The sequence below is a fragment of the Saccharibacillus deserti genome (assembly GCF_013618475.1).
GTDB classification, from domain to species: Bacteria; Bacillota; Bacilli; order Paenibacillales; family Paenibacillaceae; genus Saccharibacillus; species Saccharibacillus deserti.
In genome coordinates, this window is record NZ_JABJVN010000001.1 from 378,651 (window position 1) to 405,252 (window position 26,602).

33 protein-coding genes, 1 tRNA gene and 1 pseudogene are annotated in these 26,602 nt (G+C 44.1%); 21 read left to right on the forward strand and 14 right to left on the reverse strand.

Annotated elements, in window-relative coordinates; all coding sequences use genetic code 11:
• Window positions 1-164: 164 nt before the first annotated feature.
• The 14 genes from HOP44_RS23220 (at window position 165) to HOP44_RS01710 (ending at window position 6,931) form a co-directional block, all read left to right on the forward strand.
• Entirely contained in the window at window positions 165-467 is a 303-nt protein-coding gene (locus HOP44_RS23220) for a DUF7662 domain-containing protein (protein WP_425501781.1), read from the forward strand.
• Entirely contained in the window at window positions 460-693 is a 234-nt protein-coding gene (locus HOP44_RS01650) for a hypothetical protein (protein ID WP_172249960.1), read from the forward strand. Before HOP44_RS23220 ends, HOP44_RS01650 begins: the two co-directional genes overlap by 8 nt.
• A 335-nt stretch (window positions 694-1,028) precedes the next feature.
• Entirely contained in the window at window positions 1,029-1,334 is a 306-nt protein-coding gene (locus tag HOP44_RS01655; RefSeq protein ID WP_172249962.1) for a hypothetical protein, read from the forward strand.
• 36 nt (window positions 1,335-1,370) lie between these two features.
• Window positions 1,371-1,637, forward strand: coding sequence for a hypothetical protein (locus HOP44_RS01660; RefSeq protein ID WP_172249964.1), 267 nt, complete (start codon window positions 1,371-1,373; stop codon window positions 1,635-1,637).
• 156 nt (window positions 1,638-1,793) lie between these two features.
• Window positions 1,794-2,276 (forward strand): hypothetical protein, encoded by a 483-nt coding sequence (locus HOP44_RS01665; protein ID WP_172249966.1) that lies wholly within the window; start codon window positions 1,794-1,796, stop codon window positions 2,274-2,276.
• Window positions 2,277-2,618: 342 nt separating this feature from the next.
• Window positions 2,619-3,179, forward strand: a complete 561-nt coding sequence (locus HOP44_RS01670; protein ID WP_172249968.1) for a hypothetical protein — start codon at window positions 2,619-2,621, stop codon at window positions 3,177-3,179.
• Between the two features lie 29 nt (window positions 3,180-3,208).
• Window positions 3,209-3,544 (forward strand): hypothetical protein, encoded by a 336-nt coding sequence (locus tag HOP44_RS01675; RefSeq protein ID WP_172249970.1) that lies wholly within the window; start codon window positions 3,209-3,211, stop codon window positions 3,542-3,544.
• Between the two features lie 48 nt (window positions 3,545-3,592).
• Window positions 3,593-3,754, forward strand: coding sequence for a YggL 50S ribosome-binding family protein (locus HOP44_RS01680; RefSeq protein WP_172249972.1), 162 nt, complete (start codon window positions 3,593-3,595; stop codon window positions 3,752-3,754).
• Window positions 3,755-3,783: 29 nt separating this feature from the next.
• Window positions 3,784-3,960, forward strand: a complete 177-nt coding sequence (locus tag HOP44_RS01685; protein ID WP_172249974.1) for a hypothetical protein — start codon at window positions 3,784-3,786, stop codon at window positions 3,958-3,960.
• 178 nt (window positions 3,961-4,138) lie between these two features.
• Window positions 4,139-4,348: a hypothetical protein gene (locus HOP44_RS01690; RefSeq protein ID WP_172249976.1), complete on the forward strand. Its 210-nt coding sequence runs from the start codon at window positions 4,139-4,141 to the stop codon at window positions 4,346-4,348.
• A 44-nt stretch (window positions 4,349-4,392) separates the two neighbouring features.
• Window positions 4,393-5,175: a hypothetical protein gene (locus tag HOP44_RS01695; protein ID WP_172249978.1), complete on the forward strand. Its 783-nt coding sequence runs from the start codon at window positions 4,393-4,395 to the stop codon at window positions 5,173-5,175.
• A gap of 55 nt (window positions 5,176-5,230) precedes the next feature.
• Window positions 5,231-5,770 (forward strand): hypothetical protein, encoded by a 540-nt coding sequence (locus HOP44_RS01700; protein WP_172249980.1) that lies wholly within the window; start codon window positions 5,231-5,233, stop codon window positions 5,768-5,770.
• A 103-nt stretch (window positions 5,771-5,873) separates the two neighbouring features.
• Window positions 5,874-6,578 (forward strand): hypothetical protein, encoded by a 705-nt coding sequence (locus HOP44_RS01705; RefSeq protein ID WP_172249982.1) that lies wholly within the window; start codon window positions 5,874-5,876, stop codon window positions 6,576-6,578.
• An 86-nt stretch (window positions 6,579-6,664) separates the two neighbouring features.
• Complete coding sequence (locus tag HOP44_RS01710) at window positions 6,665-6,931, forward strand: hypothetical protein (RefSeq protein WP_172249984.1); 267 nt, start codon at window positions 6,665-6,667, stop codon at window positions 6,929-6,931.
• Window positions 6,932-7,048: 117 nt separating this feature from the next.
• On the opposite strand, the gene HOP44_RS01715 is transcribed toward HOP44_RS01710, so the two are convergent.
• The 5 genes from HOP44_RS01715 to HOP44_RS01735 form a co-directional block, all read right to left on the reverse strand.
• Window positions 7,049-7,528 (reverse strand): hypothetical protein, encoded by a 480-nt coding sequence (locus HOP44_RS01715; RefSeq protein WP_172249986.1) that lies wholly within the window; start codon window positions 7,526-7,528, stop codon window positions 7,049-7,051.
• Window positions 7,529-7,573: 45 nt separating this feature from the next.
• On the reverse strand, window positions 7,574-8,410 hold the full coding sequence (locus tag HOP44_RS01720) for a hypothetical protein (RefSeq protein ID WP_172249988.1): 837 nt from the start codon (window positions 8,408-8,410) through the stop codon (window positions 7,574-7,576).
• A 141-nt stretch (window positions 8,411-8,551) separates the two neighbouring features.
• On the reverse strand, window positions 8,552-9,286 hold the full coding sequence (locus HOP44_RS01725) for a hypothetical protein (RefSeq protein ID WP_172249990.1): 735 nt from the start codon (window positions 9,284-9,286) through the stop codon (window positions 8,552-8,554).
• Between the two features lie 254 nt (window positions 9,287-9,540).
• Window positions 9,541-10,176: a hypothetical protein gene (locus HOP44_RS01730; protein ID WP_172249992.1), complete on the reverse strand. Its 636-nt coding sequence runs from the start codon at window positions 10,174-10,176 to the stop codon at window positions 9,541-9,543.
• A gap of 16 nt (window positions 10,177-10,192) precedes the next feature.
• Window positions 10,193-11,230, reverse strand: a complete 1,038-nt coding sequence (locus tag HOP44_RS01735) for an endonuclease/exonuclease/phosphatase family protein (protein ID WP_172249994.1) — start codon at window positions 11,228-11,230, stop codon at window positions 10,193-10,195.
• 250 nt (window positions 11,231-11,480) lie between these two features.
• Between HOP44_RS01735 and HOP44_RS01740 the strand changes: the two genes are divergently transcribed.
• Both HOP44_RS01740 and HOP44_RS01745 read left to right on the forward strand, forming a co-directional pair.
• A complete protein-coding gene (locus tag HOP44_RS01740; protein ID WP_172249996.1) occupies window positions 11,481-12,800 on the forward strand; it encodes a DNA sulfur modification protein DndB in 1,320 nt (439 codons plus the stop codon).
• Window positions 12,790-13,788, forward strand: coding sequence for a phage lytic cycle repressor MrpR family protein (locus tag HOP44_RS01745; protein WP_172249998.1), 999 nt, complete (start codon window positions 12,790-12,792; stop codon window positions 13,786-13,788). The genes HOP44_RS01740 and HOP44_RS01745 overlap by 11 nt, the downstream gene beginning before the upstream one ends.
• Before the next feature lie 602 nt (window positions 13,789-14,390).
• Here the strand turns inward: HOP44_RS01745 and HOP44_RS01750 are convergent.
• From HOP44_RS01750 to HOP44_RS01765, 4 genes are all read right to left on the reverse strand, one after another.
• Window positions 14,391-14,984 carry a hypothetical protein gene (locus HOP44_RS01750; RefSeq protein WP_172250000.1) on the reverse strand — a complete coding sequence of 198 codons (594 nt, stop codon included), beginning with the start codon at window positions 14,982-14,984 and terminating at the stop codon, window positions 14,391-14,393.
• 118 nt (window positions 14,985-15,102) lie between these two features.
• Window positions 15,103-16,026: a tyrosine-type recombinase/integrase gene (locus tag HOP44_RS01755; RefSeq protein ID WP_172250003.1), complete on the reverse strand. Its 924-nt coding sequence runs from the start codon at window positions 16,024-16,026 to the stop codon at window positions 15,103-15,105.
• Between the two features lie 125 nt (window positions 16,027-16,151).
• Window positions 16,152-16,223, reverse strand: a tRNA-Val gene (locus HOP44_RS01760).
• A gap of 92 nt (window positions 16,224-16,315) precedes the next feature.
• Window positions 16,316-16,618, reverse strand: a complete 303-nt coding sequence (locus HOP44_RS01765) for a helix-turn-helix transcriptional regulator (protein ID WP_172250005.1) — start codon at window positions 16,616-16,618, stop codon at window positions 16,316-16,318.
• A 207-nt stretch (window positions 16,619-16,825) separates the two neighbouring features.
• Here HOP44_RS01765 and HOP44_RS22665 point away from each other — a divergent pair.
• Both HOP44_RS22665 and HOP44_RS01775 read left to right on the forward strand, forming a co-directional pair.
• Window positions 16,826-19,148 (forward strand): annotated as a pseudogene (locus tag HOP44_RS22665) (beta-glucosidase).
• 118 nt (window positions 19,149-19,266) lie between these two features.
• Window positions 19,267-19,536, forward strand: a complete 270-nt coding sequence (locus HOP44_RS01775) for a hypothetical protein (RefSeq protein ID WP_172250007.1) — start codon at window positions 19,267-19,269, stop codon at window positions 19,534-19,536.
• Between the two features lie 89 nt (window positions 19,537-19,625).
• Here HOP44_RS01775 and HOP44_RS01780 read toward each other — a convergent pair whose 3' ends face one another.
• From HOP44_RS01780 to hxlA, 3 genes are all read right to left on the reverse strand, one after another.
• A complete protein-coding gene (locus tag HOP44_RS01780; RefSeq protein ID WP_172250009.1) occupies window positions 19,626-20,327 on the reverse strand; it encodes a Na-translocating system protein MpsC family protein in 702 nt (233 codons plus the stop codon).
• 231 nt (window positions 20,328-20,558) lie between these two features.
• On the reverse strand, window positions 20,559-21,140 hold the full coding sequence (hxlB, locus tag HOP44_RS01785) for a 6-phospho-3-hexuloisomerase (protein ID WP_172250011.1): 582 nt from the start codon (window positions 21,138-21,140) through the stop codon (window positions 20,559-20,561).
• A gap of 4 nt (window positions 21,141-21,144) precedes the next feature.
• Entirely contained in the window at window positions 21,145-21,792 is a 648-nt protein-coding gene (gene hxlA, locus HOP44_RS01790) for a 3-hexulose-6-phosphate synthase (protein ID WP_172250013.1), read from the reverse strand.
• Between the two features lie 325 nt (window positions 21,793-22,117).
• Between hxlA and HOP44_RS01795 the strand changes: the two genes are divergently transcribed.
• Window positions 22,118-22,522 carry a winged helix-turn-helix transcriptional regulator gene (locus HOP44_RS01795; RefSeq protein ID WP_172250015.1) on the forward strand — a complete coding sequence of 135 codons (405 nt, stop codon included), beginning with the start codon at window positions 22,118-22,120 and terminating at the stop codon, window positions 22,520-22,522.
• 223 nt (window positions 22,523-22,745) lie between these two features.
• On the opposite strand, the gene HOP44_RS01800 is transcribed toward HOP44_RS01795, so the two are convergent.
• Window positions 22,746-23,474: an MBL fold metallo-hydrolase gene (locus tag HOP44_RS01800; protein ID WP_172250017.1), complete on the reverse strand. Its 729-nt coding sequence runs from the start codon at window positions 23,472-23,474 to the stop codon at window positions 22,746-22,748.
• 227 nt (window positions 23,475-23,701) lie between these two features.
• Here HOP44_RS01800 and HOP44_RS01805 point away from each other — a divergent pair, with 227 nt between their 5' ends.
• A complete protein-coding gene (locus HOP44_RS01805; RefSeq protein WP_172250019.1) occupies window positions 23,702-24,250 on the forward strand; it encodes a stalk domain-containing protein in 549 nt (182 codons plus the stop codon).
• Between the two features lie 119 nt (window positions 24,251-24,369).
• Window positions 24,370-24,705, forward strand: coding sequence for a DUF1292 domain-containing protein (locus HOP44_RS01810; RefSeq protein WP_172250021.1), 336 nt, complete (start codon window positions 24,370-24,372; stop codon window positions 24,703-24,705).
• 228 nt (window positions 24,706-24,933) lie between these two features.
• Here HOP44_RS01810 and HOP44_RS01815 read toward each other — a convergent pair whose 3' ends face one another.
• Complete coding sequence (locus HOP44_RS01815; protein ID WP_172250023.1) at window positions 24,934-26,412, reverse strand: aminotransferase class I/II-fold pyridoxal phosphate-dependent enzyme; 1,479 nt, start codon at window positions 26,410-26,412, stop codon at window positions 24,934-24,936.
• Window positions 26,413-26,602: the final 190 nt, after the last annotated feature.

Sequence of the window (26,602 nt, forward strand, 5' to 3'; positions counted from 1 at the left end):
AAACAGTAATCGACAAGGCTCGCACTCTAATAGGAGTGCGAGCCTTGTCGATTACGGAGTAGGACTTTTATTTAAAAAATATGCCACAAACCTATACATCGAAACCTATACTTTCGCTTACTAGTTAGAAATTTTTCTCTATGATAATATGCAGAAAAGGGGGAATGATTGAATTGGCTTCTAAATATGACTGCATAGGTGAATACTTAGCAAAGGTGAAAAAGGATAAAGCAACTCTTTTCTATTCAGAGATGAACAATTTGATCCAAAGGCTAAGCCCAGAAAAGCCTTTACCTCCGAGCGCTTATAAATTTGAAAATTGGTGGGGAAACGATCAAAAGTCGCATACTCAGAGTAGATCGTGGCTGAGCGTAGGCTGGAAAACAGACATGTCTAGGAGCGAACTAGGGAAGTTTATCGTCTTTGTACGAGCAACGGCAAATACAAGGAGAAATAGCTATGAATAAAAACCACTTAAGCGAAAAAGAGCAGTTTAAGGAGATTTTGAACCAAGAAGAGATAAGTCGCATTGAAAATATTGAACTCAGAGATATCAGAATGAAATATTGGCATTTACGACATGAGGCATTCCTTGATGAACACAATATAAGCGATCAAAAGCTAGAGCAGATTATAGAAGAATTAAGACAGAAAGAGATGAGAGAAGTAAAACGTTTCAGAAACGATGTATAAGTAGACTTTTATAAAATGATTATTTGATCAAGGAGATGAACGACAGTGCCTAATTCTAACGCCGCTGCTGCAATGCGAGAGCTTCGTAAAAGACGCAAAGAGAACGGTCAATGCATCTACTGTGAAAACCCCTTAGAGACTACTACAATGTGCGCGTTCCACGCAGCGGCAGTTAGAAAATATAAGGACGCTCCTAAACGCGAATCAGGACACAGATATCCGCTTAAGCGTCGTTCTAAGCGAGATCCTGACGTGATGGTTGGAGCCGATTGGAGAACGTAGAAGGAAGGGTAAAATGTGTAGGTAAAGATTGTTATTAGGAGGAGTGGAAGACAATGAAAGAAGAGGCCGCTTTAATTAGAGATGCTTTGTTAACGCCAGGGGAATATAGCTCCGTTGAAGAAATTAATAAAGGCGGTTGCGCTAAATTCGCAAATCGGCTTATTGAAGCTACAGGGAAAGGAGAGTTAATGTGGAGCAGCAATTTTCACAAGTATTTTGACCTAAAACATAAGAGAGACAGGTATCATGGGCATGTTGTGGTTTTCTACAAAGGAAAACTTTACGATGCAGAAAACACAGACGGAGTTGTCCATCCAGATGACTTGAATTTTTTTAAGCATAGATTTATGAATGGATGAAAGAACTATTTTATTCAAAGTGAGGGAGGGATAATTATGAGTCTATATAATTTTAAGGTTATTAAGGTCGAGAATATCAGGACACCAGAAGGAAATACAATACCCCAATATACCGTAAATTGCTCATTGTTGTTTACTAGCCCGCCAAGCAATATTATTCTAAAAGCTAATCGAATTGATGGCTCTATGGTAGTTGTTCCTGCTAGCTATTTAGAAAAGCTACATAAAACCATAACGCTACCGTCTCATATAAGAGAGAAATTTGTATTAGCTTTGAAAAACTTTATAAAAAGCGCTGAATAAAATAGCTCTTTCATCGTTCAATTAAAATGCAATCAAAGATAATAGTGTTCGAGGAATGATGTCCCGAAATACTACTGTCTTTGATTGCATTTTGAAGTTATGAAAGGTACTAATTCAATAAAACGAATCTGTGAAAATGAAACGGGGGGATTGCGGATGAAGGACAAGTTAAAAGGATTGGTTGTGGGTATTCTAATTGGTACTATGGTTACAGGATCAGCGGCTCTAGCTGCTAATACACAAAGTATTCAAGTAGCCATTACAAATATGCCACTTTACTTTAATCTCGTAAAGAAAAGTGAAACAAAAACAATCACTTATAATGGAACTACATATGTGCCTGTACGTCCAGTAAGTTCTGCAATCGGTCAAGAAGTAGCGTTGAAAAATGGCGGGCTTTATATCGGAAAACAACCTAAAGACACTTCAATCACTCAGGCTCAGGCGGTCAAACTCGTCAAAGCTAAATACGGATATGATGATCCGTCTATTTATGTCGAGGTAGATCATATGGAAGGTAACAACTATGTAGTTCATGTATATGAGGTAGTCATGGATGATGAAGAAACAGGACATACCGCAACATATAATTGGTATTATGTGAATAAGACGACTGGAAACATAACATCCATGTTTTAAAGTACACAAGAGCATACTAGTTAGCATATTCATAGAACCGTCCATCTTAATGATGGACTTTTTTTATAGCAATATCCTGGAACAAGTGATAAAGGAAAATACATACTAAAGAGCGAATCATTTAGCAGAGGAGATGATAAAATGAAGGTGGCTTATGCAGTGTGTAATATCAATGAGAGCAGCAATAAAATGTATAAGACCGCTGCTGGAACATTCGAACGAGGTTTAAAGAATGCCGAACTATACGAACATCCTTTTGGCTTAGTAATTAGAGGTGACGAAAAGCGGACTAAGGTATTTATTACTACAAATGCTTAACTATCGGTTAGGAGGGCGATGCCAATGCCATATTTTATAATCGATAAATTGCCAGTTCATTTGACCGCTAGCAACGATGTGGTGATAAGAAGAGAGTTGTATGGAGAAGACAATCTAACAATCAGCTACATTAAAGGCTATGATGACAAGTTCAATCAAAAGACTGTAGGCTTACTAAAGCAAAAGTACAGGGAAGATCGAGGAAAGTTCATAGAAGATTGGGTAAGATTTGATCTCCAAGATAGCGAAGCAAAAGAAGGTGTCTTCGATTTACTATATGACTATTGCGCGTTCAGGCGTTGCGGATTCCTTTCGAAAAACCAAAATGATGACTATGAATTAGACATTCTGAAAGACTACGACGAGTTCATTTATCCTCTCGGCTTACAATATTACCTTAATCTCTTTGCACCACCTACAAAGCTGCTAAATAGAATCTTAAATAAAAAGTCTGTATCAAGTAGAATCCTAATCGATGTGAATCATATTATCAGAGTTAAAGGTGAATTAAGAGGGTTTGTCGTGGAAACGGATAAAGAGTTCTTAAAGTGCGGAGAAATCTTTGAAGTGGTTTTAAAGAAATAATACTTTTATTCAGAGGAGGAAACGATGAATTGACTGGCAATGACATATTGTTGGACGACGAAAAATATCGTGTATTTATAAAAGAAGTTAATGAAGAAAGAGAAAAGTTAGATAGAAAAAGAAAAAAGCGCAAACCTGTCGTGGAAATTGACCTGAATCGAATAGAAGACATGTGGGAATACGAATTTCAAGCAAAGTACCATAGAGGCGACAGCCTGAAAATATTAGCCTCCAATTCTCTAACGAATCTTAAAGAGGAAGTAAGAGTCAGAGGTTGTCCCTATGCCTGGCTGACATCAAAAACAGGCAACTTTTCGCACGGACAAGATGTGGTGGATGAGTACTTGTACAAGCCACAGTATTAAGGTTTAATCAAACAATTCTTTCGTAAAGAAAAGAGGAGAGAAAAGAAAATGCAAAAAGGAATTGAAATCAAAGGATCGGTTTTCGCAGATGTGGGTGATGTGGATCACGATGAATTTTTAGATAAGTTCATTGATTTCGTGGAATCAAACGGTTGGAGCTTTGGTGGCGGGACTAAGCAGGTAGATGAAGAAGGGAATAACTTGGATTGAACTAAGTCTCTTAAGGATGTGGATAGCCTGTGGGAAGACACAAGATTAATGAAGAAGATAAAGTTGTAAATATGGTGGTCTCTATCAGGGGATACATATTGGACAATATCAACAATGACCCTTCTGCGCTGAGTGAGATTCGAGATTTCATTGAAGACAGATGGGGAATTAAAGATGTAGAAAAATACGATGAAAAAGACGGCTGAAGCGGATCGATTGGCTTGAACGTAATCTTGAAACAAACAAGAGTAGGCTGGACGAATTAGAAACTAAGCATGGAGAAAAGTCTGATATCTATAAAATGATGAGTCCAGCAGCTATAAAGGCGATATCGAAATTCGAGTCTGAATTATCTTCGCTAAAGAGACCTGGAGGCGATGCGAAATGATCGAGAAAATCCTAAAAGACTTGAATAAGATCTCAAGTAATAACCTGAGCTTTATCGAAGCGGCCCAAAAAGCAATCGAAACAACGCCTAACAATGATCGGTTCTACAATGTTTCTGCACAGGTAGACATGCAGGATAAATTGAGTAAGGCGATTGATTTGCTTAATGAATATGCCGACCAGCAACACCTATATAATAGGAAATAATAAAAGTGTTTTTTTGCTTATATAAAGGTAGGAGCTGAGGAGAAGTGTTCAATATTGAAATGATTTCGCAAGAAGAACACGATATCATCAAAAGAGCTCAAGAAAATTATGGATTCCTGCTCGATATAGCAATCGACGTATTAAAGCTTTCTTGGACATTTCCTAAGGTCCTGCAGATTGATGCGTGGGTTTTTGCAGGCTTCCTTTCTCAGTCTAACAATGCTTTATATCTCTATCTTCTCTCAACTTTGAGAAAACACGCGGCACAATCAAACTTTAACGCGCGACTATCAATCGAAGCTTCAATTATGGCCTGTTATGCTTTAAAACAAACAGATATAAATACGTTCATTGAAAAGGATAGCTTAGACAAGCCAAGAGCTAAACAAAATGCAAAATCGAAAGCAAACAAATGGATCGAGTCACATTATAAAGAGCATTCGGATAGGCTGAGAGAAATTAAGAGCGAGATAAATCAGACATTCGCTCATTCAAACATAGTTTCAGCTTTTGGACATTTTGAGCTAAGCGAAGCCAACAAGCAGTCGTATACTTGGTTTTTTGATCTAACGCTTGACCGAGATGTTCATTTTCAGTTGTTGAAATTTATTGATTTGGTCTTAGCGCAAATAGCAATGTATAAGGATGTAGTTAGTGACTATCCGTTACTTCACTTCAGAGATGATTTCGAGCCAGATTACGATAAAACACTTACTATGTATGCAGCACTTTCAGATTATTATAAGGGGATAGCGCAAGAAATCGAAAAAGGTAATATCGAAGACATCCCCATATTTCAAATTATTCAGGACGAAGAAACACAATAAAGTTAGCCTTTTATAAAAGAGAAAACATAACCGAATTGGAGTGGTGAGTAGAGACATGAATGATGATGAGTATAATGAGTTGATCGTCACGCTTGCTCCTGTAGGGAATGATACCCTGTATAAAGAACCTTTTGCAAAGTACCGGCATCGTGCTAAGCAGCTTTTACCTCATTTCCCCGACTGCGTTCTTGAACATTGGATTTATAGGCACTATTCCGACATAGACGATTATAGTTTTCTCGATTTTAGAAAAATGAGATTTGAGAAAGAATTCTGGGATAAGGATAAGATTTATAGCGACGTAAATTCATACCGCGACAACGAGCTTCTTGATGGACTTGGTTATCAGTTGTACGAGAGATATGACCCCTCTTGGCTACAAAAGCACATGCTTGAGCATTCTACTTGGCCTGTCCCTATTATAGTTTTTAAGAATCAGGATCGTAAAAGGGGGAGAGATGGTGAGGCTATGGGTACGCCATTTCACCTAATCGAAGGTCATTTAAGAATGAATTATTTTAGAGAAATATATAGAAGAGAAAAAGAAAGATTGCTAGACTCTCACCCAGTCTGGAAAGTAACGCTAACAACTTGATCGAGGAAACTATCATTTTATAGCGAGTATTTTGAGGCGTAAAGATATTGAGAGACTTATATCTGAATTACTTTTTTAAATGACGTGAAGGAGGGTAAGGCATGTGAATACGCATTTGGGGATAAAGCTGCGCAATAAAGAAGGCGGATCGAGACTTACCTTAAACAACTATATTCCGACAGGCACTAAAGCAATGACTAATCTACCTTCAGATGAGCTAGCGAAAGGGGTTGAGAAACTCCTAAATAAGTTCACTCTTAATATGAATTACTTTCAGTCATTGTCGAAAGATGAGTTCAATAAAGAGCTGAATAAATTAGTAGAGAAAAATGATTTTGTACAAATTGAAGACATGAACTCCCTAAGCAATGTATCTGGATATTATATAATGGTTTTGGATGCTTATTGCCAAATTTATATTGGCATAAGTAAAAACATAAAAAGACGGATAATGGAACACTGGAGTACACAGATTCCTTTGAGCCAGCTTTTATTAACTACAGAGGGGTGGTCGATACCGATTGATTGTTTTAGGGCTTTAGACACCACAAGAGTATTCATCTGCTGCGGAAACGAAGAAAACTTTTCTGACGACCATATGTCTAATATGATGCGCGAAGATCTCTTAATATATAGATTTCCAGTGGATTATTGTCTAAACATAGCTACCTTTTGGGGGAGTCCAGAAACGCACTTAGAGAGACTCAAGAGTGTCGAACTGAAAGATTTGAAAATTTACGGAACAAGTCCTCTGACAAGAGTAATAGAGCTTCGTGAGGAGTTTGCTAACCGAAGAGGTATAAAGTAACAGGGATTACAGTCTATATAATCGTTTTTGGCAAAGTGTGATAAGTTCTTATCAAACTAATCTTTCATGAAGAGGAGAGAAAATATATGAGTAATGAGGATCTTGAAACGGCGGTAGTCATTTTGCTCGGAGAGATTAACAAAGTAAGAGAATATACAAATGACAAAGGGAGCAGTAGGCTGCTAGACGAAGATGATTTATTGGAGGCTGTGAAGAACGTAGAAGGCAAGCTTAGCAAAATAAAGCAACTTGCTCTTAGCGCTTCAGATAATGCGATTGTTAAAGAAGCTAAAAAGATGAATTTAGTCAAGAAGATTAACTTCGGACTTATTTCTATAGCAACTTACGTATAATAGTTTTTCTCTTGAAAATTCAAGTTATTATTTTTAGCCTCATAGCAGCTTTATTAATCATTTTTTTGTTATTTTCTTAATAAAAAAGAGCGCGATTAACGCTCAATGTCTTATTTTTTATAATTGTGCTTGCTTATTCGAGTTGATCAGTGTCTTCCAATCTACATAGGCACCTACATTCTTCAATGGATCTGTGCTAATGACATAGCCTTTGAATGGCTCATAGTGGCTCAGACTCGATATGCGGTCAAACAGTCCAGCCAAGATGTCTTCATTAGTCTGACCCATAAACGTTCCCATCTCAAACGCCTTTCCTCTATGCTCATACTTCTTCTTAAATCCTCTTCTAACTCTATCACTCACAACAAAGTAGTAATACGCTACAAGCTGAATCCCGTCAGCATAAATTTGAATCCAGCCCACAGCCTCATTATAGTGATAAGGATGCTTATACATCCTTCTAAGCTCTCTACATAAGGCTTCGTCGTCTTTGATACTTTCAGGTATACGTTTAGCCAAAACCTTATCAGTCTCTTCTCTAAAGGCTTCTTTGCTCAAACGATAAACAGGGAGTTCAAATAATAGCTTTCCCTGCATTCTTTATACCTCCTGTCTAATGTGTCAAATTCTATTTACTTCGACTTATTTATCCTTTTGGCTTGAATCATTAAACTCTATCTCTCCAATAAAGTAAGAAAATTTTGAAGGATCTTTTGCAAATTCATCAAAGAAGCGCTTTACTAAGATACCGGAACCGCTAGAAGAAAATATATCATTTTCGCTAAGCATCTTTAGCTGCTCTTCTGTAATAAGCGGACTTCCTTCGATGGTTTTATATTGTTTAAGAAGGTGAATCGACTTCGATAGATGTGTCATAGATAAGGCATCTTCACCGCCTTTCAGATCTTCATAAACTTCTCCTACAAAAGCCCTGATAGCGGGCAAAATTGAAAATGCCATCATCTCCATGAGCTGACTTCGACCCTCTTTATGTGTGTCTTCCATCATTAGTAAAGACACAACCCCAGGATGAACAAAGTCTGACAGCATAGCGTTTGCAAATGACACATAATCTTCGATTTCTTCTAATGATTTAGACGCGGAAGATACACCTGTGCCTGTTCCTAAAAACTTAAAAGCATCCCTTTTCTCTCTCGTTATTGTTTGTTCATCAGTGTGATATTGATAAAGTCTCGCAGCAAAGTCTAGTATGCTACGTAACAAAGCCATAGCGTCGTGATATTGTTCATTTGTCCACATCAAAACAATGGAGTTGAATGTGGAAACAATGCGCTTGTTTAAGACTCTTTTATACTGATCATTATCTTCAAGATGAGGTTCAAATCCCTTTATCATTGTTCCTATTTCTTCTAAGAACGATACGTGATCGTAAGTTGAGAATTCAGTTGAGTTTAAAGACTCTATTACTTGATCAAAATCTTCAAATATTTTATCCGCATCTATGCCGTTTTTCTTCATTTACTTCCGCTCCTTCTCATTAGATATTAACCTTGTCATCTCTCAAAAATTGCGTAGCTAATAGGGCAAGTATATGACGAAAAGACGACTTTCAATTTTTTTAGTCGCCTTTCAAAAATATATTATTCTAATTGAATTCTACTATTTCTCTATAATAGGATACTGCTGTATGAACACTCGAATCTGATCGTCTCTAAATTGGTTGTTTTCTTTGAATATTTCTCTCAGCATAGTCATTAAGCGGATGCAGTCTTCAATAACTTGCTTGGAAAAGAAAGAGGATATAATAATTTTTTTTCGCGCATCTATCAAAATATCGTTTGACGCAAACAGCGAGTGACGCTCGATTTGTTGAGTTAAAGCAACATCTTTGCTATTTGACTCAGAAAGATACCCTGATTTATGAACCATAATATTGCGGATATTAAAATATAAATACAGGTCTTCTAAAAGAGCTGCATTATCATGGGTTAGCTTAGTCATTAATATTGCTCTACTTATAGCGTCCAAACACTTCTTTATAGTCGATCCTTCTGCTTTTCGACTAAACCTAAATCCTTGTAAATTTCTAGACTTCAGCTCTTCGCATATAGACGTCAAAGTCAATTCCAATTGAGTCATACACGCAATCAATAAAGACTGTCTAAGCAAAGACGGGTATCCAAAAGATAATTGTGTAGAGCGTTTATGAAGGTTAAAGATGTATTGGTTACGTATTACTATGCCGGAAACATCACTGTCTCGATAGATGTTAAATGGCCTTGCAGGGTTTTCTTTTATTATCTTATCAATACTGCTCTCCATGTCTTCAGAAAAGATCTTCGTTGTTTCCATCTCGTACAAAAAAGAATTGAAATGTGCTTCTAACCGATCCATATAAACCTCCCGCTTAGAAGTCTTTTAAGTAAGTATATCAGCAACACTAATACAGGAGTAGGCGCAAGTATGGCGACAACAATTTTTATATCAAGTCCAACCAACTATTTTGTCGTATGCTTACACAGGATCATGTAACAAAATTTTTATTGAAAAGACACAAAAATAAAAAAATGACTTGAATTGATATATATTTCTTCGGAATCAGAACAAAAAAGCCGCTCGATTAAAAGCGACTCAGCTTTCCATATAATTTAGATGCGTGAAGAAGTGATTAAATACTCAGCAGATATCCGATCCTCTATAAATTCTTCCAGCCAGTCGGCTACTACATCTTTAAGATCTTCAATACTATCTAGTGACTCTTGAATCTCGTCTGCATCATCGAAAATAATTGGGAACGGATTAGCTCCCTTATTGTATGTCACTTCTGCTAGGTATGATCTTGAAGAGTTGTCTTTTACTAAATCGATTATTGTCGTACGCTTTCCAGGAACGCCTCCTATTTCTTTAAGTTCTAAATAAGAATTTTTAAGTTTGGTTGTTGCTTCATTGATAACTTGTTGAAGTGCTTCTGCAACATGACTGGCATTTATTGCGTCTTTTACTTTAATGTCTTCAGTGTGCACAGGATCTTGCTCTTTTGAAGGAAGATAAGGGGGGGCAATCTTATAATAAAGGTTTTTAGGTTTATTTTGTTCTGTTTTCGCCAATCTAGAACGTGTTTTCCAACCTCTTTGATTGCGTTTATGTCTTAATTTTTGGACGAACCTTCCATTAACAAGAATGCCTAAATGTTGTCCATGTTCATCAAACAATTGATTTATAGTATTACTTCTTCGAGTCACTGAGGGCGACACATCACTACCTACTGGTTTCCTTGTATTCATATCTGCTCTACTCCTTTCAAATCCCCTCGAATGAGAAACGGAATCTTATTGGTAAATGATCGGAATATGCGTGCTTTTTTGATTTAGACTTAGGATGCTTATGCTTATCTATTAAACTGCCTTCTTTAGTTTCATTATAACGCGTAACGATCTCAAAAGCATTATAATCAAAATAATCATTTAAATTTGAAGTAAACACTACCTGATCCAACATATGAGCCTTAATATTATTATTGGCTCCGCTCTCTTTATAATACGTTCCTTGGGCAGCATCCTCTTCAATACCTCCATGCAGCGACCAAGAAGGATTGTAAAACCGCTGTGTCTTTCTTCTTTTGACTACAACTGTCGTTCCTTCTATTACGGCACAATCTGAACTATCTTCCATCTCAAATACTTTTCCACCTACAAACACATCGAACTCTCCAGTATTGACTTCGACTGCTGAAGCTAAATCCATTGTAGTATCGAAAGAATCATTATCCACCATACCAGTATCAAAGGGGTCCATGTTAAAATCGCCTGCAACTATTATTCCATCTACGGGGATTTCAAGTTCGCTTACATATCGAAAGATTTCATGCTTCGTTTTATTTGCCATTTCTTTAAGCACGCGATGAGGAGTGTTATATTGTGCAGGTAAATGTACCGCAGTCAACAAGAAGCGTCTTTTAGGCATAGTAATAGGTAACAGAGTATATCTTCCCCTCAGAACTTCTTCTGTCGGATCAATCATATCGGAATTCAAGCGATGAAAAATTGCTACTTTACTGGGTTTATCTTGCATGGAATTTTTAGTTTGTTTGCTTTGAGTTATAAACAATTCTGTTTCTATTCTATCTCTGACATCTTTATTATTACATTCTGCAAGTATGATAAGGTCGAATTTGTGTTGCGTGTCAAGCTCTTTGAGCGCCTTGATGATAGACTCTATTTGTCTATCGGATTCAGCTTTCAACCTTTTGCTTCTGCTATCTTGTCCATTGTTGCTATTTTCCTTGGCTACTTTAACATTCCAAAATAGTACGTTTAAATCGTTCTTTTCGTCTGCCACCGGAAGACTCTCCTTTACCAATCAACTTGGTGAATTGCTACGCCTCCAAATTGTAAGATATCTTCTGATTATTTACAAACGGTAGACAGAAAAATAAGTTTCTCGTTCTCTATTAGTCTTTTTTGTATTGTTATGAAAGGCTGATTTCATGAAAATTCAACTTCGAAAACTCCGCCTAATAAATTAACATTATAAAATGATGAAATACATATGTATAATACAATATGAAACGATGTAAGGAGGGACAAATATGCTTAAGCAAAGAGTTGAGCTAGAAATGCATTTAAATGAACCTATTAAAAAAATAAAACGAAGCAGAACAAAAATACATAAGGTCGATAACCAATTCATGGATTGGGGAATGGATATCGGAACATTCACTGACTTTGTGAGGAAGATCAGTGAACTAGCCGGATGGGAGCTGTGCTTGCTTACCCAGGCAATGTACAACGTAACTAATGACAGCAATATAGACCCAAAAGAATTCTTCACAGAGCAAGAAATCAATTCAGCAATCAGAAGCGCCAAAGTAAAAGAAGACGACAACGATGAGATTAAGCTGCCGATAGTGTTGTCCGAAGTCATAAAGATAAATTACGAAAGCTTCATCACGAAGATAAGCATGCACTACTTGGCTCAAATGTTTGAATCTAAGCTGATTACTTATGATTATGAAACACAGCGTAGTGCGAAGTTTAGAAAGACTACAGATGGGGTCATTGCTGTTCCAGACGTGAAAATAAGTAGCGTTAAAAACATTGCTGAGAATATGGTTAATGAAACTTACTTAGAAGATATGATTACTCTAAATGTTTATTCAAAAGAAGTAGAGCCTATCGAATATAATGAAAAGAGCCAGGAGCTTACTATAAACGAAGGCGCAACGATATCGATACTAGATGGATTTCACCGTCTCCAGGGTGGTATCAGAGCTTATAAACAGAATCCCGAACTAAATCAACAAATGATACTCTCTATACGTTCTTACGACTTGGATACAGCTAAGAGATTTTTTGGCCAAATTAATACCATAAATCCTGTTAAAAAAGAGAGAAGAAAAGAGCTATTGGCTGAACGTATTAGCGATGTAACTGTGGCTAATCTACAGAAAAAATCCAGCTTAGGACAAGGGAGAATAGCTTCGGCTTCAGATATATCGAAAGCTGCTAATCAGTTAACTACTTTCGATCTAATGAGTTGGGGAATAGATCGAATATTTAAACCTACAACCAGATTAGAGGCTATAGATCTATCAGAATATCTGCAAACTTATTTTGATTATCTAGTTGGGTCTTATAAAGAAGAATTCTTAGACAATCCCAATGGTTATCGAGACAGTTATACTAATCCACTATCATTCATTATTTACTTAGCTATAGCAAAATATTTTCAAAGTAATGATAAGAAGCTTAGTGAGCTTAAAGAGTATATTGAAAACACCTTTGATTTCAATGATAAAGAGTTAAGCAGCGTAATAAATGATGCTCGTGGAATTAACACGAAAAAAGTTAGAAACAATGTTTTGGATTGCGCTGAGAAGTTAATCGGGGGTAGCGGTAGTGTCAAATAAAATTTACTCAGATACATTTTTTAATGAGTCATTAAAATTGAGGTATTTAGATACTTTGAACGAAGGTTCAAAGCCTGTAGCTGAAAGAGTATTAAAAAGGGCAGCTTATCTAGAAGAAAATTCGAATAAAGATCTGTATAACTTCAGTTTGAGTGAATGTGAAAAACTTATAAAAGCATTAGGTGCACGTACGTTAGGTTCTGCCAGAAGCTCTTTTATGGTAGTACGTTATTATATTCGTTGGGCTATAAGTGAAGGATTAAGAGACAACAATTTAAACCCTCTTGATACAGTTGCAGGAGAAGATTACTATTTGACTCTCGTAGATAATTCAGAGAGTATGCTTTTTACTAAATTCCGCATAGATATTACTGTAGCAGATCTAGTTAATGCTCAAGATAGTGCAATAGTACAGTGCTTGTTTGAGGGAATAATGGGTACAGGTTATTCTGAGATATTAAACCTTAAAAAAGTTGATCTGATAGGAACAGAAGAAAGTACTTTCATTCCTTTAATCGACGATAAAGCAGGAGAGAGAAAATTAGAGGTTTCGCGGAAGCTAATAGACTTGCTTAGAGATGCAGCAAGAGAAGACATCTATCAATATAAGAACGGCGAGGCGTCTGAAAACGCAAAGTATACGGAGATAAGCTTAGCAAACAACGAATATATTTTCAGATCAGGGGGTACGAATCTGAAGAACGAAGATATGAAAGCAAGTTCTCATTTAATACTTAGAAGACTGAAAACCGTAGAAGAAGTGCTTGACTATGTTAATTTTACTGCTATAAACATCAGAAAAAGTGGAATGTTAAGTATTCTAAAGACCATATTATTTAATGCTGATGGAAAGCTGATTAAAAATAAAATGAGCAGTGATGATGAGAATCTAATAGCGAAACAATTCAATATAAAGCCTGCTTCTTTTTATAATTATAAGAGAGAATTTTTAAACCTTGATACGGTACGTAAAATATATCAGTTATAAATTTAGTAATTGTTTTATTGAGTAAGAGCTTCTTTAAAGAAGCTCTTTTTATGTATGCAAAAGGCTTAAAAAGGTAAGAATCTTTATTATAATTAAAATATATAAATTAAAAATAGGTGATAAAGATCAGACTTCGAAAATAAGACGAAGGAATGATGTCCAACATAGAAGTAAAAATATATTATACAATAAAAAATAAAAGTATTTAATTATTTCTAGAGGTGTATCATATGAATATACGAGCGATAGCATATTGTAAAGTCAGTACTAGTTCTAAAGATTAAGAAAACAGTTTTGATAGTCAAAAAAGCTATTTTGAAAGAGAAATAAATCGTGATGAAAATTATGAGCTTATTGGAATCTATACCGATAAAGGAACCACAGGTACATCTACAAGTAAAAGAATCGAGTTCAAACGTATGCTTCGAGATGCTGGTTACATCTAACGAACGAGATCTATTAAACAATACATGAATCGGATGTTATCTATTCAGGGGAGAAGAATATATCCTTTGAGTAGGTAACGTCTGATTACGTATGATTTAATACAGCACATTAGAATATAATCCCCTTGTCAAAGATAACAAGGGGATTATCAATTTCTATTTATTTGGGCTTGCCATTTCCAATGACAGACCCATATAAAACTCATATCTTTCACTAGCTATAAGCGAAGCGCTAGAAGCCAGTTCTGCTCCTTTTTTTGCATTTGAGACATACATGCTGTAATTGTATTGAGTAGGATTGATATAAAATTTGCTCAAATAAGAGTTAGCTGTTTTGTAAGCATTAATTGCTTTGAGGTAATTACCCAATGTTTCTTTCACTTTAGCATCGTTGATATATTGCAATCTTTTAGATAATGAATTTCTAGTGTCACTTAAGATTTTAAGTCGAGTTTGGACATAATTTTGTTCCGTATTCTTGTCAGAATCTCTTATTTCTTTGAATGCAGAATCCAGAGTGTCATTTACACTGTACAGCAATAAGCCGAGTTTTTCAGATTGATGAAAGAAGTCAGCATAATAAATATGATTATATAGTCGGTTCATTTCAGGGAAAGTTAATGGAGCAGATATGCTTATTTGAGTATTTAAATAATTAGATGACGTAGGACTAGCGAAAACCTGATTTGTGGTAGGTGCTAATGTTGCTAAAGTGACGCTTATTAGTAAGGCGCTGATCTTTGTTCTCACGTAACATCGCTCCTGCTTTTTTCTTGAACAATACCAGAAAAAGGAATCAATGAATAGATACTTGCTTACTCTTAACGTAAAAAAGAGACAGGTGCTAACCTATCTCAATGAATAAACGTTATATATCCAGATTGTTAAGTGGATTAAACTTCTCATTTTGTTCAGCAAGCGCGGTTCCCCAAAGTGCAAAATATCTAAGTGTCATAGCAACGTTCGAATGTCTAAGAATCTTCTGAACTGTGCCAATGTCACAACCAGCCATAATCATGCGGTGTGCTGCTGTGTGACGAAAGGTATGAGCAGAGAGACGAACGTTTTTGAAATTCATCTGCTCCTTTAGGTGTTTGAAAATCATCTTTAAAGCATTATCCGTAAGTTGTTTTCCTTCACGATCAGTGAATACATATTCAGGCATGACGGCAAAGTTAGTTTCTACAAATAACTTGTATTCAAGAAATTCCTTTTTAAGTTTATCAGCCATTGGAAGGGAGGAGGCAACACGTTTTTTACCTGTAACGGTAATAACCTGATCTCTAAGATTCACATCAGACCATCGAAGATTTACGGTTTCTCCTAGGCGACAAGCAGAGGAAAGCAGGAAGATGATAAGGAAGTAACCGCGATATGCATAATAGGTTTTGTCACGGTATTTTAGACGTTGGAAGTAGTTAAGCATTTGCTTGATTTGAGCATCAGAAAATACTTCGATTTTCACTTCTTCTTTTGCAAATCCTAAGCGTTTTGTTGGATTCGTCTTCTGGGTGAAAATCTCCATTTCCTTCTCAAAGTAGTTGAAGAAGATTTTAAGCGTGTGAAGTTTGGAGTTAACGGTAGTAGGGTTGTTGTTTTTCTCCTTGCCGCAATAAACTAAGTAACTTTTAACCAATGATTGAGTGCAGTCCTCAAGGTTCAAAATTTCGTTTTGGATTGCGTATTCGTAAAACTCACTCAACGTCATGAAGTAAGAAGTGATGGTACGAGGGGAGACATTTCGATACTCTCGATCCGACTTGAATTCAGTGAGCGCAAACTTTAAAAGCATAAAAAATAACCACCGTCCTGTAGTTTTTTCAAACTACAAGATAGTGGTTATCTTTTTTGAAATCGTGTCTGAGGTTGACCACTAATCAAGTGATTACCTCTAAACCCTTACCGTTACTGCTCGTATAGGACGGATGGGGATCGAACCCATGACCCCTACCCTGTCAAGATAGTGCTCTCCCGCTGAGCTACCGTCCTTCATGTGTGTCTCGCAAGAATCAAGTTCTTGTCGACAAGAAAGATCATACCATGAGTTCCAGACGTATAGCAAGCATTATATTTAAAAAAGTTTAATTTTTTTTCGGAATCCGTTTGCGATAAGCACCCGGAGTCACGCCGGCCCATGTCTTGAACACCTGCGAGAAGTGGCTTTGGTCGCTCCAGCCCAGCAGCGAACAGATTTCGGACAAGCTGTGTTCGCCGAGTTCCAGCAGGCGTTTGGCTTCTTCGACCTTTTCGCGGCGGATGTAAGCGGAGAGGGAGATGCCGGTTTCTTTTTTGCACAGCCGCGACAGATAAGCCGGATTCAGCCGCATAGCCTTACCCAGACGCTCCGGTGGCAGCTCCTCATACAGATGATTGAAAATATACATTTGCCGCTTCGGCAGCAGCTTCCGCTCGGTCTGTCGGTTTTTCCATCCGCAGCGCTCCTGTCCCGAATTCTTTTCCCCATTGTAACGAACAGGTACGAAATCCGCAAAAAAGGTCTGTTTTTTCATAGAATCGGAAGATGTAAACGCTCTACAATGGACAGGAACGAAGAGTTTCGCGGCATCTCCCATATAGAGAGGAGCACCAACATGACTCAATTAAGCCAATCGTCCGGTACGCCGGATATCCAACAACTCATTTCGCAAATGACGCTGGAGGAGAAAGCAAGCCTCTGTTCCGGCAAAGACTTCTGGCACACCCAGGACACCGAACGTCTCGGCATTCCGTCCGTGATGGTCATCGACGGTCCGCACGGACTGCGCAAACAGGCGGAAGGCGCGGACCATCTGGGGTTAAGCGACAGCGTGCCCGCGACCTGCTTCCCGTCGGCAGCGGGTATCGCGTCTTCGTGGGACCGCGACCTGATTCGCGGCATGGGCGAAGCGCTCGGCGAAGAATGCCAGGCGGAGAACGTGGCCGTGCTGCTCGGACCTGGAGCGAACATCAAGCGCTCGCCGCTGTGCGGCCGGAACTTCGAATACTTCTCGGAAGATCCGTATCTGTCGTCGGAGATCGCGGCCAGCCATATCCAAGGCGTGCAGAGCCGGGGAGTCGGCGCGTCGCTGAAGCATTTTGCCGTCAACAACCAGGAGCATCGCCGCATGTCGGTAGATGCCGTGGTGGACGAGCGTACGCTGCGGGAGATCTATTTGGCGAGCTTCGAAGGCGCGGTCAAAAAAGGACAGCCGTGGACGGTCATGAGCTCGTACAACCGGGTGAACGGCATCTACGCTTCGGAACATAACGAACTGCTCAATAGGATCCTCAAGGAAGAATGGGGGCTGGAAGGCTTCGTGATGTCCGATTGGGGCGCGGTCAATGAGCGGGCGGAAGGACTCGCGGCCGGACTGGAACTGGAAATGCCGTCAAGCGGCGGAATCGGCGCGGAAAAGATCGTGGATGCGGTCCAGAGCGGTTCGCTGCCGGAAGATAAGCTGGATGCGGCGGTCGGGCGCATTCTGCGCATCGTTTTGCGCACTGCGGCGGAGAAGGTGGAGAACGCTGCGTACGATCGGGAAGAGCATCATGCCCTCGCCCGCAAAGTCGCCCGGGAAAGCATGGTCCTGCTCAAAAACGAAGACGGTATGCTGCCGCTGCAGCGTTCGGGCCGAATTGCGGTGATCGGCGAGCTGGCCAAACGTCCGCGCTATCAGGGGGGCGGCAGCTCGCATATCATCCCGACCAAGCTCGACAAGATCTACGACGAGTTCGTCAAAGCGGCCGGCGAAGCGCAGGTGAGTTACGCAAGCGGCAAGCGGCTACAGCCTCAGGAAAGACGAGACGGACGAGTCGCTGATCGCGGAAGCGGCCAAGATTGCGGGCGAAGCGGATATTGCCGTGCTGTTCGCCGGGCTGCCGGATGCGTATGGATCGGAAGGTTACGACCGCACCTATCTGCGTCTGCCGGACAACCAGCCGCGGCTGATCGAGGAACTGTCGAAGGTACAGCCCAATCTGGTCGTGGTGCTCAGCAACGGTTCGCCGGTCGAAATGCCGTGGCTCGGCGGGGTCAAAGGGCTCCTGGAAGCCTATCTCGGCGGCCAGGCGTTGGGCGGCGCGATCGCGGACCTGCTGTTTGGCACGGTGAGTCCGTCGGGCAAACTGGCTGAGACTTTCCCGGTACGTCTCGAAGACACGCCGGCCTATCTGAACTTTCCGGGTATGGGCGACCGCGTGGAATACCGGGAAGGCCTCTATGTAGGCTACCGGTATTCCGACAAAAAGAAGATGCAACCGCTGTTCCCGTTCGGGTTCGGTTTGTCTTATACAACGTTCGAGTATTCCGAGCTGCAGCTCGAAACGGCGCATGCGAAGGCCGGGCAGGGGCTGCAGCTCAGAGTGAAGGTGACGAATACAGGCAGTGCCTTGGGCAAGGAAGTGGTGCAGTTGTATGTACGCGATGTCGAGAGTACGGTGGACCGGCCGGAACGCGAACTGAAAGGGTTTGAAAAAGTAGAGCTCCAGCCGGGCGAGACGGCGACCGTATCCTTCGCGCTCGACCGCAGAGCTTTCGCCTATTACGACGTCGAAGCGGCGGATTGGCGCGTCGAGAGCGGCATCTTCGAGCTTGGCGTCGGGTCTTCTTCTCGCGAAATCAAGCTGACGGCCGAAGTCGAAATCGAAGGCGATACGCCGATTATCCGGCCGGTGCACCGCAATTCGCTGATAAGCGATCTGATGCAGCCGGGACGTCTGGATCCGGACAAGAAAGCGCTGCTGGACGAGTTCCTGCAGGGCGGATTGTTTACGCCGCCTGCGGAAGATTCGGCAGATGCGCAGACAGAAGCCGATAAGGAAGATTCCGAAGAAGACGAACACGGCAGCGCGGATATGATGGCGGCGGTCGGTTTTGCGGGAGACCCGAACGGCGAGAATAAATTGAACGATCTGCTGGAGAAGCTGAACCGCTGATCGCTGTCTATCGCGTTTTTGAGAGAAAGAAGGCAAAAACGTGTAATAGAGAGTGAGGGCTTGCGTTGGGATGTCGAGCGACGAGCCCCGCGATCCACATCCGAAGGAGGAGAAGGCTTTGGAACGCATGGGACAATTCAACCGACGCCGCGGACTTCGGCGGGAAGTGTTGGGCAGACTGTATGACAGCTGGTTCGACCTTGCCGGCGAACCGATTATTTTGACGGGAGACGAGATCAACGGAGAGACCGAGCGCAAGCTCGCCTATCGTTATCTCGCGGAGAAAGGGCTGCTGCGCATGAGTCCTCTTGGCAATGGAACCTTCGAAGTTACGATCACCGTGCAGGGCATCGACCGGATCGAAATGACGACGGGCGAGAACGAATAACCGGCCGAAGGATAGACCCAAGAACCGGGGCGTACGATCCGGTTCTTTTTTGCATACTCAAAAAAAAGAGCCGCCGCAGCCCCGAAAGTTTAGGGAGCCATCTTCTGGGAGCTGCCGAATACATAGACCAGCAGACTGCGGTCGTCGGGAAAGACCCAATCGAGATAGACACCTTTGATGCCTCTGTTGACGATTCCGTCAAAAGGAGGTTCTTCGCAGAATCTGATTTTTTCGACCCGGCGTTTCGACATGCGCAGGATTTCGGAATGTCCGTCTTCGATCAGTGCTTTTTCCACTTTGATCAGGGTACCGTCCCTGACGATCACAAGCAGCCGCTGCTCCATCCAGAACGAATAGATTTTCTCCGGAAAACGCTGTACGTCGTAAGTGAGCGATGCGACATGGCGATGGATTTTGTTTTGTTCCGGATAGGGGATATTTTCGCGCAGGAATGCCGGTTCGTGGAGCACCATGAAGATCAGGCAGGACAGGTCCTCGTCGTTCCAGTCGTATCCTTGGGATTCCACTTTCAGATCGCAGTCGTCTTGGACGAAACGGCACAATTCGGGCATCAGATAACCGACCATCAGCTCGCGCATCGACTGCAGGGCCCCGTGCGATTCTTCGAGGATCATCGATTCGACCAGCGGCTGCAGAAAGCGCTCTGCGCCGATCACAATACAGCTGTTATCGAGTGTGACGTTCACGCGTGCAGGCGAGACTCCGAAATGTTCGGCGAACAGGGAGAGTGTCTTGTAGCGGATGGTTTCAGAAACGGTGTCATTGGACATGGGAAGCCGGCCCTTTCTGTAATCTGATATGGGATGGGGAAGTTGGAGGGATTGGGGGGTGTAAGCAAGTAAATTTATCTACTTTAAAATAAACCTAATCGGGCTCTTGAAACCTCTGCGTCGGCTCTGGCCGAAAATAAAGGGATTCCGTTTCCGAATTGTGGAGAATGCAAAAAGCGGCCCGCGCTTCAAAGAAGCGCGGGCCGCGGAAAGCCGCCTGTCTTAAACAGGCTATTCAAGATTGGCATGCTTGCCGTACATGCGGTGCGTATCGAGTTCCCGGCGCTGCATCAGCCGCAGCACGGAAGCGTCGCAGAGCAGCAGCAGCGTCTGCTCGAACAGCGAGCCCATCGGTTGAATGGTCGCGTAATCGTCGTCCTGCCTGGATTTGGAAGCTCCGGGCAGCCGGACGACTAACGAAGCCAGTCGGGCAAGCGTTGAATCGGGATTCAGCGTCACCACGGCCACGGAAGCGCCGAGTTCGCGCGCTTTTTCCGCGATCGGAACCAAAGTCCGGGTCTCGCCCGAACCGGAAGCGATCACAAGCAGGTCGCCGGGTCCGATCCCGGGCGTCGACGTCTCGCCGACCACGTGGGCCGAACAGCCCGCATGCATCAGTCGCATCGCCAGCGCTTTGCCCATCATGCCCGAACGTCCGGCGCCGGCGGTAAAGACATTCGCCGCTCCGTCCAGCGCTTCGGCGAACGCTTCCGCCTGCAGCGGATCGATTCCGCGAACGGATTCGCTCAGCTCGGCGGCGATTTGCGCGGCAAACTCGGCCGTGCCGGTCAGAGCGGAAGAAGAACCGCTCATCGGCTTAGACCCGTGCGGCCGAGCCGGCTTCGATCAGACGGCGCATTTCGGCAGCCGTACCCGCTTTATCGTCCTGGCTGGCGATACCGCCGCCCACGATGATCAGATCGGGCTGAGCCGAGATAACGCCGGGGAGCGTATCGAGCTTGATGCCGCCGGCTACGGCCGTTTTGGCTTTTTTCACGACCGACTTGATCGTTTGCAGATCTTCGAACGGGCTTTGGCCTTCGGCCTGAAGGTCATAGCCGGTATGCACGCAGATGTAGTCCACGCCCAGGGCGTCGACCTGCGCTGCACGTTCCGCCAGGTTCGGTACGTTGATCATATCGATCAGGATTTGCGTGCCGTGCTTCGCGGCTTCTTCGACCGCTCCGCGGATCGTCGAATCGTTCGACGCGCCGAGAATCGTCACGATGCTCGCGCCGGCTTCCGTCGCTTTCATGACTTCGTAGCCGCCGGCATCCATGACTTTCAGGTCGGCCAGTACATCAAGCTGCGGGAAAGCTTCTTTCAGCGCTTTGACGGCGTGAAGACCTTCGTTGATGACGATCGGCGTACCGATCTCGACGATATCGATATATTTCTCGACTTCCTTGACGATTTCGATTGCGCCCGGGATGTCGACCAGATCCAATGCCAATTGCAGTTTCATATTCAAACACTCCTTGTGGGTTGAGGGTATGGGTCAAGCGGCGGGACGCCAATAGGTTTCGAACCGTTCGGACGCCCTGCTGCTGAACCCATTGTAAGCCCGCAATCTCCTTTCGCGGAAGAAGGCACTTCAAAGTGGGGAAGTTACGTAGAGGATACTATTGCGCCGGGCAAGGGTTTGCGAAAGCCGGTATCGCCTGGGATCCTACTTTCTTTGCGGGGAGGTACGGTTCTAATGTATACTATTGGGAGCAAAGCGAAGCGGACTTTGTCTGTAGAAGAGGATGCGGTTTCGCGAAGCACAGACGAAACGGAGGCTTTTGAAGATGGCGAGCGAAGTGAAAGAACGGATCGACCTTCAGGCGATCAACTGCGAGAAGGAACTGACGCTGGCTGTAATCGGCGGCAAATGGAAACTGATTATTTTGTGGCATCTGGGCCTTGAAGGAACGAAGCGGTTCAGCGAACTGAAAAAGCTGATTCCGAATATCACGCAGAAGATGCTGACCAATCAGCTGCGCGAGCTGGAAGAAGATCTGCTGGTGCACCGCGAGGTGTATCGCGAAGTGCCGCCCAAAGTCGAATATTCGCTGACCGCTTACGGCGAGAGCCTGACGCCGGTTCTGCGCATGATGTACGACTGGGGCAAAAAGTACGGCGAAGAAGTCATCTGGAACACGCCCGAATCACAGCAGAAAGAAGCAGACACCGCTTCGGCCGACGTTCTTTAAGAAGTCCGGCTGCTGACGCGGGGTTTTGCATCCCATGTCAGCCGGTACTTTCTCCGCCGCTCCGGTAAATCCCGAAAGCAGCCGCTAACGAATTTCTGCTGCAGCCGCCACGTTTCCAAAGCAAATAGGAATTTCTCTACAGTCTAACCGGCGCAGTTGTGCGCCGGTTTTTTTGGTGCGGAATTTCTCCTGCGGCCGCAGACAGAGGGCAGCCGGGTAACCTTCAGATCGGATACACGACGCCCTGTTCCAGAAACTCCATCCTGCCCGTCCGTCCCACAAACCGATCGCGGTTGTCCGCGTAATGCATCAGCTTCGTTATAGCCTGGATCTCTTCGGGAAGCGACAGCAGTTCATCCAGCGTCGTATGCACGGCTCCAGGGCCTTCCAGCTGCACTTCGTGCAAAATGCGGCGCACGCCCCGGTCTCGAACCAGCGCCGTCAGCAGTTCGGGATCGAACGTCATGTCGGCACTGTAGAACACATCGCGATTGAGAAGAAGCGAGTAACTCTTTTTGCCGGCAATATGTTCGGTATGCACCAGTTCGACGCACAGGTTCGGCGCAAGCTCCCGCACGTCGCCGACCCGCAGCGGACGGACATCGAACGCGTCTTCGAGTTTGTCCAGTCCTTCCTGGGTCATCCCGCCCGAGAGCGTGTTTTGCCATAAAGGATCGACGAGCGATTCGGGTACAAACAGCACCGGCCGGCGCCCGTGTTTGAATTTCATCTGGAATCCGTATTCTTCGAGCCCGCCCACATGATCGCCGTGCGTATGTGTGATCAGGACCGCGTCCAGTTCTTCCATCCCGATTCCCAGCTCGTACAGCGCCAGCGGTGCGGTAATGCCGCAGTCGACCAGCAGCTTGAAACCGTCCTGTTCGATCAGCGCGTTGTTATTGAAGTATTTTTTCGCAAAAGCGTTGCCGGTTCCGATCATTTGAAGGTTCATTGCGCATGCCCCCAGTTCCGTATTCGGCGAGCAGCGGATGCAGGCCGTTTCTTTCGAATCATTATGGACGATTTCCCTGCAGTAATCAACAAACGGACCGCAACTTGACAGGAGGGAACGAGTATACATTGATAAGAAAGGTCTTGAGAAAAGGCCGGCAGGCGTTGCAGAGGGAAAAGCTTCGACCTGCGAAGATCCGAACGACAGAGAGAGGATGACGCCCGAACATGAGGTGGAAAAGAATTGCGGTCTGTGCGCTGGCTTTGTCGCTGCTCAGCGGCTCCACGGTATTTGCCGACTCGGCCCTACAGAAAATAAAGGTCCTCATCAACGGGAACGCGGTGAGCACGGGCGGTTACCTGATCGACGGGACGACTTACGTGCCGGTACGCGAATTCGACGGGTTGGCCGAATACAACGAAAACACCAAATCGGTCAGCTTTACCAAGCCAAACGTCGATATTTTTCTGTTTAAAGGAGATACGCCGTTCGGCAACGTAAGCGTAGGCAAATTGAAGTTCTATATTTTCTCGCAGGTCGACGGCCTGAATACCGATATCGAAGCCGTCAAGGTCGTGATGCGGAATCCGGCCGGAGAAGCCAAAGATATCCAGTCCCAGGAACTGAGCTCGCGCAAGGACAATTTCTGGTTCAAGACTTATGATTTCACTTACGATTTCAGCCGGGCGGGCAAGTATTACGTCGAATTTTATATCAAAAAAAGCGGCAGCCCCTACTCGATGGTCGCACAAAAAACGATCAACGCCGTCGATTGAAAATAGGCTTGTTTCTCAAATTGACCTCATACGGGCGAAGTGGTAGGATAAACGTTGTCCATTAAATTTTAGGGCGTACATGCGGCATGCGCATACGCCGTAGGAAACGGGGTTTCACAATGAGCGAACACGAACATAACCACTCCCACAATCACGAGCACGGCGAGGATTGCGGATGCGGTCATGACCATAGCCAGGATGAAGAAATCGTAGTCGCGTTCAGCGACGAAGAAGGCAACGAGAAGGAAATGGTGCTCGTTCAGACTTTCGACGTTGGCGAAGACGTTTATGCGCTGCTGCTTGAGCGCAATAATCCGGAAGCGGACGGCTTTATTCTGCGCCTCGAAGAAGAAGACGGCGAGACCGTTCTTGTCAACATCGAGGAAGAAGAAGAGTGGGCCAAAGTCGAAGCGGCTTATAACGAGCTGGTTGCGGCGCAGGGCGAAGAAGAGTAATTGGGGCGCGCGCAGCTTGCTGCGCACGATCGCCAATACAAAAACGGATGTTCTCCGCGAGAGCATCCGTTTTTGCGTTGGCGCTTTGGCCGGTCCAGCTTCCGTCTTATGACGATCCTGTCTACGCTGTCGAAACAGCCAAAAAGGCGGCCGCATCCAAGCGGCCGCCGCTGAAAAGGCCCAGCCTTCGGGCCGGAAAAAGCTCCGACGAAGCGAACAGGCGTCTTCTTACCGGATCGCGCCCGGTTCGACGATAACCTTGACGAAGCGTACGCTGCGGTCTTCGGGTCCTTTGACCGGCAGGCCGACTTCGACGTGATCGACGATGTAGTTGATGTTGTCCTGCGAGATGACTTCGCCCGGCAGCAGAATCGGAATGCCCGGCGGGTAGACGTAGATGAATTCCGCAATAATGCGGTCGGCGGATTCCCGAAGCGGGATCGATTCCGTCTCGCCGTAGAAAGCGTCCCGCGGCAGAATCGCCAAATGCGGAATATCCGGAATTTTGACGACCAGTTCCTTGACTTCCTTGCCCTGGTTCAGGAATTCTTCCGACATCTCGCGCAGCGCGTTCAGCAGAATCCGGATCGTGTCTTCATTGTCGCCGGCCGTGATCAGGCACAGCACATTGTACATATCGCTCATTTCGACTTCGATGTTATGGTTGTCGCGGAGCCAGTTCTCGGCTTCGTAACCCGTAATGCCGAGTCGTCTAACCTGGATCGTGATCTTGGTCGGATCGTAGTCGAACGTCGCTTCGCTGCCGAGAATTTCTTCGCCGAAGCAGTACAGGCCTTCGATCTGATTGATGGCGCTTCGCGTATAGTCGGCGAAATCGAGCGCACGCTCGGCCATCGCGTAACCGTTCAGCGCCAGTTGGCGGCGGGCCGTATCGAGCGAGGCGAGCAGAATATAGGAAGTCGACGTTGTGGTCAGCATGCTGATCACCGTCTGGACCCGTTTGGGATTGATATAGCCGTTGCGCGTGTTGACGTTCAGCACGGAACTCTGCGTCATCGAACCGCCGAGTTTGTGTACGCTTGTAGCCGCCATATCCGCGCCCGCCTGCATCGCCGAGAGAGGCAACTGGTCATGGAAATGGATCAGGACGCCGTGCGCTTCGTCGACGAGTACGGGAACGCCGTAGCTGTGCGACAAGGCGACGATCTGCTGCAGATCGGCACATACGCCGTAGTACGTCGGATTGATGACAAGCAGGGCTTTGGCGTCGGCATGAAGCTTCAGCGCTTTGCGTACCGAGCTGACGGTGATGCCGTGGTCGATCCCGAGATTGGTATCGCGTTCCGGGGCGATAAATACAGGTTTGGCGCCTGCATAGATGATTGCGCCAAGAATGGATTTATGCACGTTGCGCGGTACGATAATCTTGTCGCCGGGCCCGCAGACGGACAGGATCATCGTGATGATCGCGCTGCTGGTGCCCTGAACGGAGAAGAAGGTGTGCGTCGCGCCGAACGCGTCCGCGGCCAGCTTCTGGGCTTCTTCGATCACGCCTGTTGGCTGATGCAAATCGTCGAGAGGAGCGATATTGATCAGGTCTATGGAAAGGGCGTTTTCCCCAATAAATTCACGAAATTCCGGGTCCATCCCCATTCCTTTCTTGTGACCTGGAATGTGAAACTGTACCGGATTTTGGTCCGCATGGCGCTTGAGCGCGGTGAAGAGCGGAGTACGAGCATGATCCATTAGGGTTGTCACAACCTTTCGTGTGCGTAGGGTAATTGAAGCACTTATGAAAAAATCAAACAAACTGAGTATAGCAAAACGGGACGGGATTGCAAGGACGCAATTTTTATGAAGCGCGATGCGGGGGGTGAGGGGGGGAGCGAACGTCTGTTTAATCGGACGGCCGGCAAAGGCAAGAAACAAGGCCCGG

What these genes read in the sequence shown, in the direction of transcription:
- HOP44_RS01755 (WP_172250003.1), bottom strand. Translation starts at nt 16,026, where the DNA reads ATGCTTTTAAAGTTTGCGCTCACTGAATTCAAGTCGGATCGAGAGTAT.
- HOP44_RS01710 (WP_172249984.1), top strand. Translation starts at nt 6,665, where the DNA reads ATGAGTAATGAGGATCTTGAAACGGCGGTAGTCATTTTGCTCGGAGAG.
- hxlB (WP_172250011.1), bottom strand. Translation starts at nt 21,140, where the DNA reads ATGAGCGGTTCTTCTTCCGCTCTGACCGGCACGGCCGAGTTTGCCGCG.
- HOP44_RS01715 (WP_172249986.1), bottom strand. Translation starts at nt 7,528, where the DNA reads ATGCAGGGAAAGCTATTATTTGAACTCCCTGTTTATCGTTTGAGCAAA.
- HOP44_RS01740 (WP_172249996.1), top strand. Translation starts at nt 11,481, where the DNA reads ATGCTTAAGCAAAGAGTTGAGCTAGAAATGCATTTAAATGAACCTATT.
- HOP44_RS01720 (WP_172249988.1), bottom strand. Translation starts at nt 8,410, where the DNA reads ATGAAGAAAAACGGCATAGATGCGGATAAAATATTTGAAGATTTTGAT.
- HOP44_RS01780 (WP_172250009.1), bottom strand. Translation starts at nt 20,327, where the DNA reads ATGTCCAATGACACCGTTTCTGAAACCATCCGCTACAAGACACTCTCC.
- HOP44_RS01650 (WP_172249960.1), top strand. Translation starts at nt 460, where the DNA reads ATGAATAAAAACCACTTAAGCGAAAAAGAGCAGTTTAAGGAGATTTTG.
- HOP44_RS01655 (WP_172249962.1), top strand. Translation starts at nt 1,029, where the DNA reads ATGAAAGAAGAGGCCGCTTTAATTAGAGATGCTTTGTTAACGCCAGGG.
- HOP44_RS01795 (WP_172250015.1), top strand. Translation starts at nt 22,118, where the DNA reads ATGGCGAGCGAAGTGAAAGAACGGATCGACCTTCAGGCGATCAACTGC.
- HOP44_RS01765 (WP_172250005.1), bottom strand. Translation starts at nt 16,618, where the DNA reads ATGTATATTTTCAATCATCTGTATGAGGAGCTGCCACCGGAGCGTCTG.
- HOP44_RS23220 (WP_425501781.1), top strand. Translation starts at nt 165, where the DNA reads ATGATTGAATTGGCTTCTAAATATGACTGCATAGGTGAATACTTAGCA.
- HOP44_RS01690 (WP_172249976.1), top strand. Translation starts at nt 4,139, where the DNA reads ATGATCGAGAAAATCCTAAAAGACTTGAATAAGATCTCAAGTAATAAC.
- HOP44_RS01665 (WP_172249966.1), top strand. Translation starts at nt 1,794, where the DNA reads ATGAAGGACAAGTTAAAAGGATTGGTTGTGGGTATTCTAATTGGTACT.
- HOP44_RS01670 (WP_172249968.1), top strand. Translation starts at nt 2,619, where the DNA reads ATGCCATATTTTATAATCGATAAATTGCCAGTTCATTTGACCGCTAGC.
- HOP44_RS01815 (WP_172250023.1), bottom strand. Translation starts at nt 26,412, where the DNA reads ATGGATCATGCTCGTACTCCGCTCTTCACCGCGCTCAAGCGCCATGCG.
- HOP44_RS01725 (WP_172249990.1), bottom strand. Translation starts at nt 9,286, where the DNA reads ATGGATCGGTTAGAAGCACATTTCAATTCTTTTTTGTACGAGATGGAA.
- HOP44_RS01660 (WP_172249964.1), top strand. Translation starts at nt 1,371, where the DNA reads ATGAGTCTATATAATTTTAAGGTTATTAAGGTCGAGAATATCAGGACA.
- HOP44_RS01810 (WP_172250021.1), top strand. Translation starts at nt 24,370, where the DNA reads ATGAGCGAACACGAACATAACCACTCCCACAATCACGAGCACGGCGAG.
- HOP44_RS01805 (WP_172250019.1), top strand. Translation starts at nt 23,702, where the DNA reads ATGAGGTGGAAAAGAATTGCGGTCTGTGCGCTGGCTTTGTCGCTGCTC.
- HOP44_RS01800 (WP_172250017.1), bottom strand. Translation starts at nt 23,474, where the DNA reads ATGAACCTTCAAATGATCGGAACCGGCAACGCTTTTGCGAAAAAATAC.
- HOP44_RS01680 (WP_172249972.1), top strand. Translation starts at nt 3,593, where the DNA reads ATGCAAAAAGGAATTGAAATCAAAGGATCGGTTTTCGCAGATGTGGGT.
- hxlA (WP_172250013.1), bottom strand. Translation starts at nt 21,792, where the DNA reads ATGAAACTGCAATTGGCATTGGATCTGGTCGACATCCCGGGCGCAATC.
- HOP44_RS01700 (WP_172249980.1), top strand. Translation starts at nt 5,231, where the DNA reads ATGAATGATGATGAGTATAATGAGTTGATCGTCACGCTTGCTCCTGTA.
- HOP44_RS01730 (WP_172249992.1), bottom strand. Translation starts at nt 10,176, where the DNA reads ATGAATACAAGGAAACCAGTAGGTAGTGATGTGTCGCCCTCAGTGACT.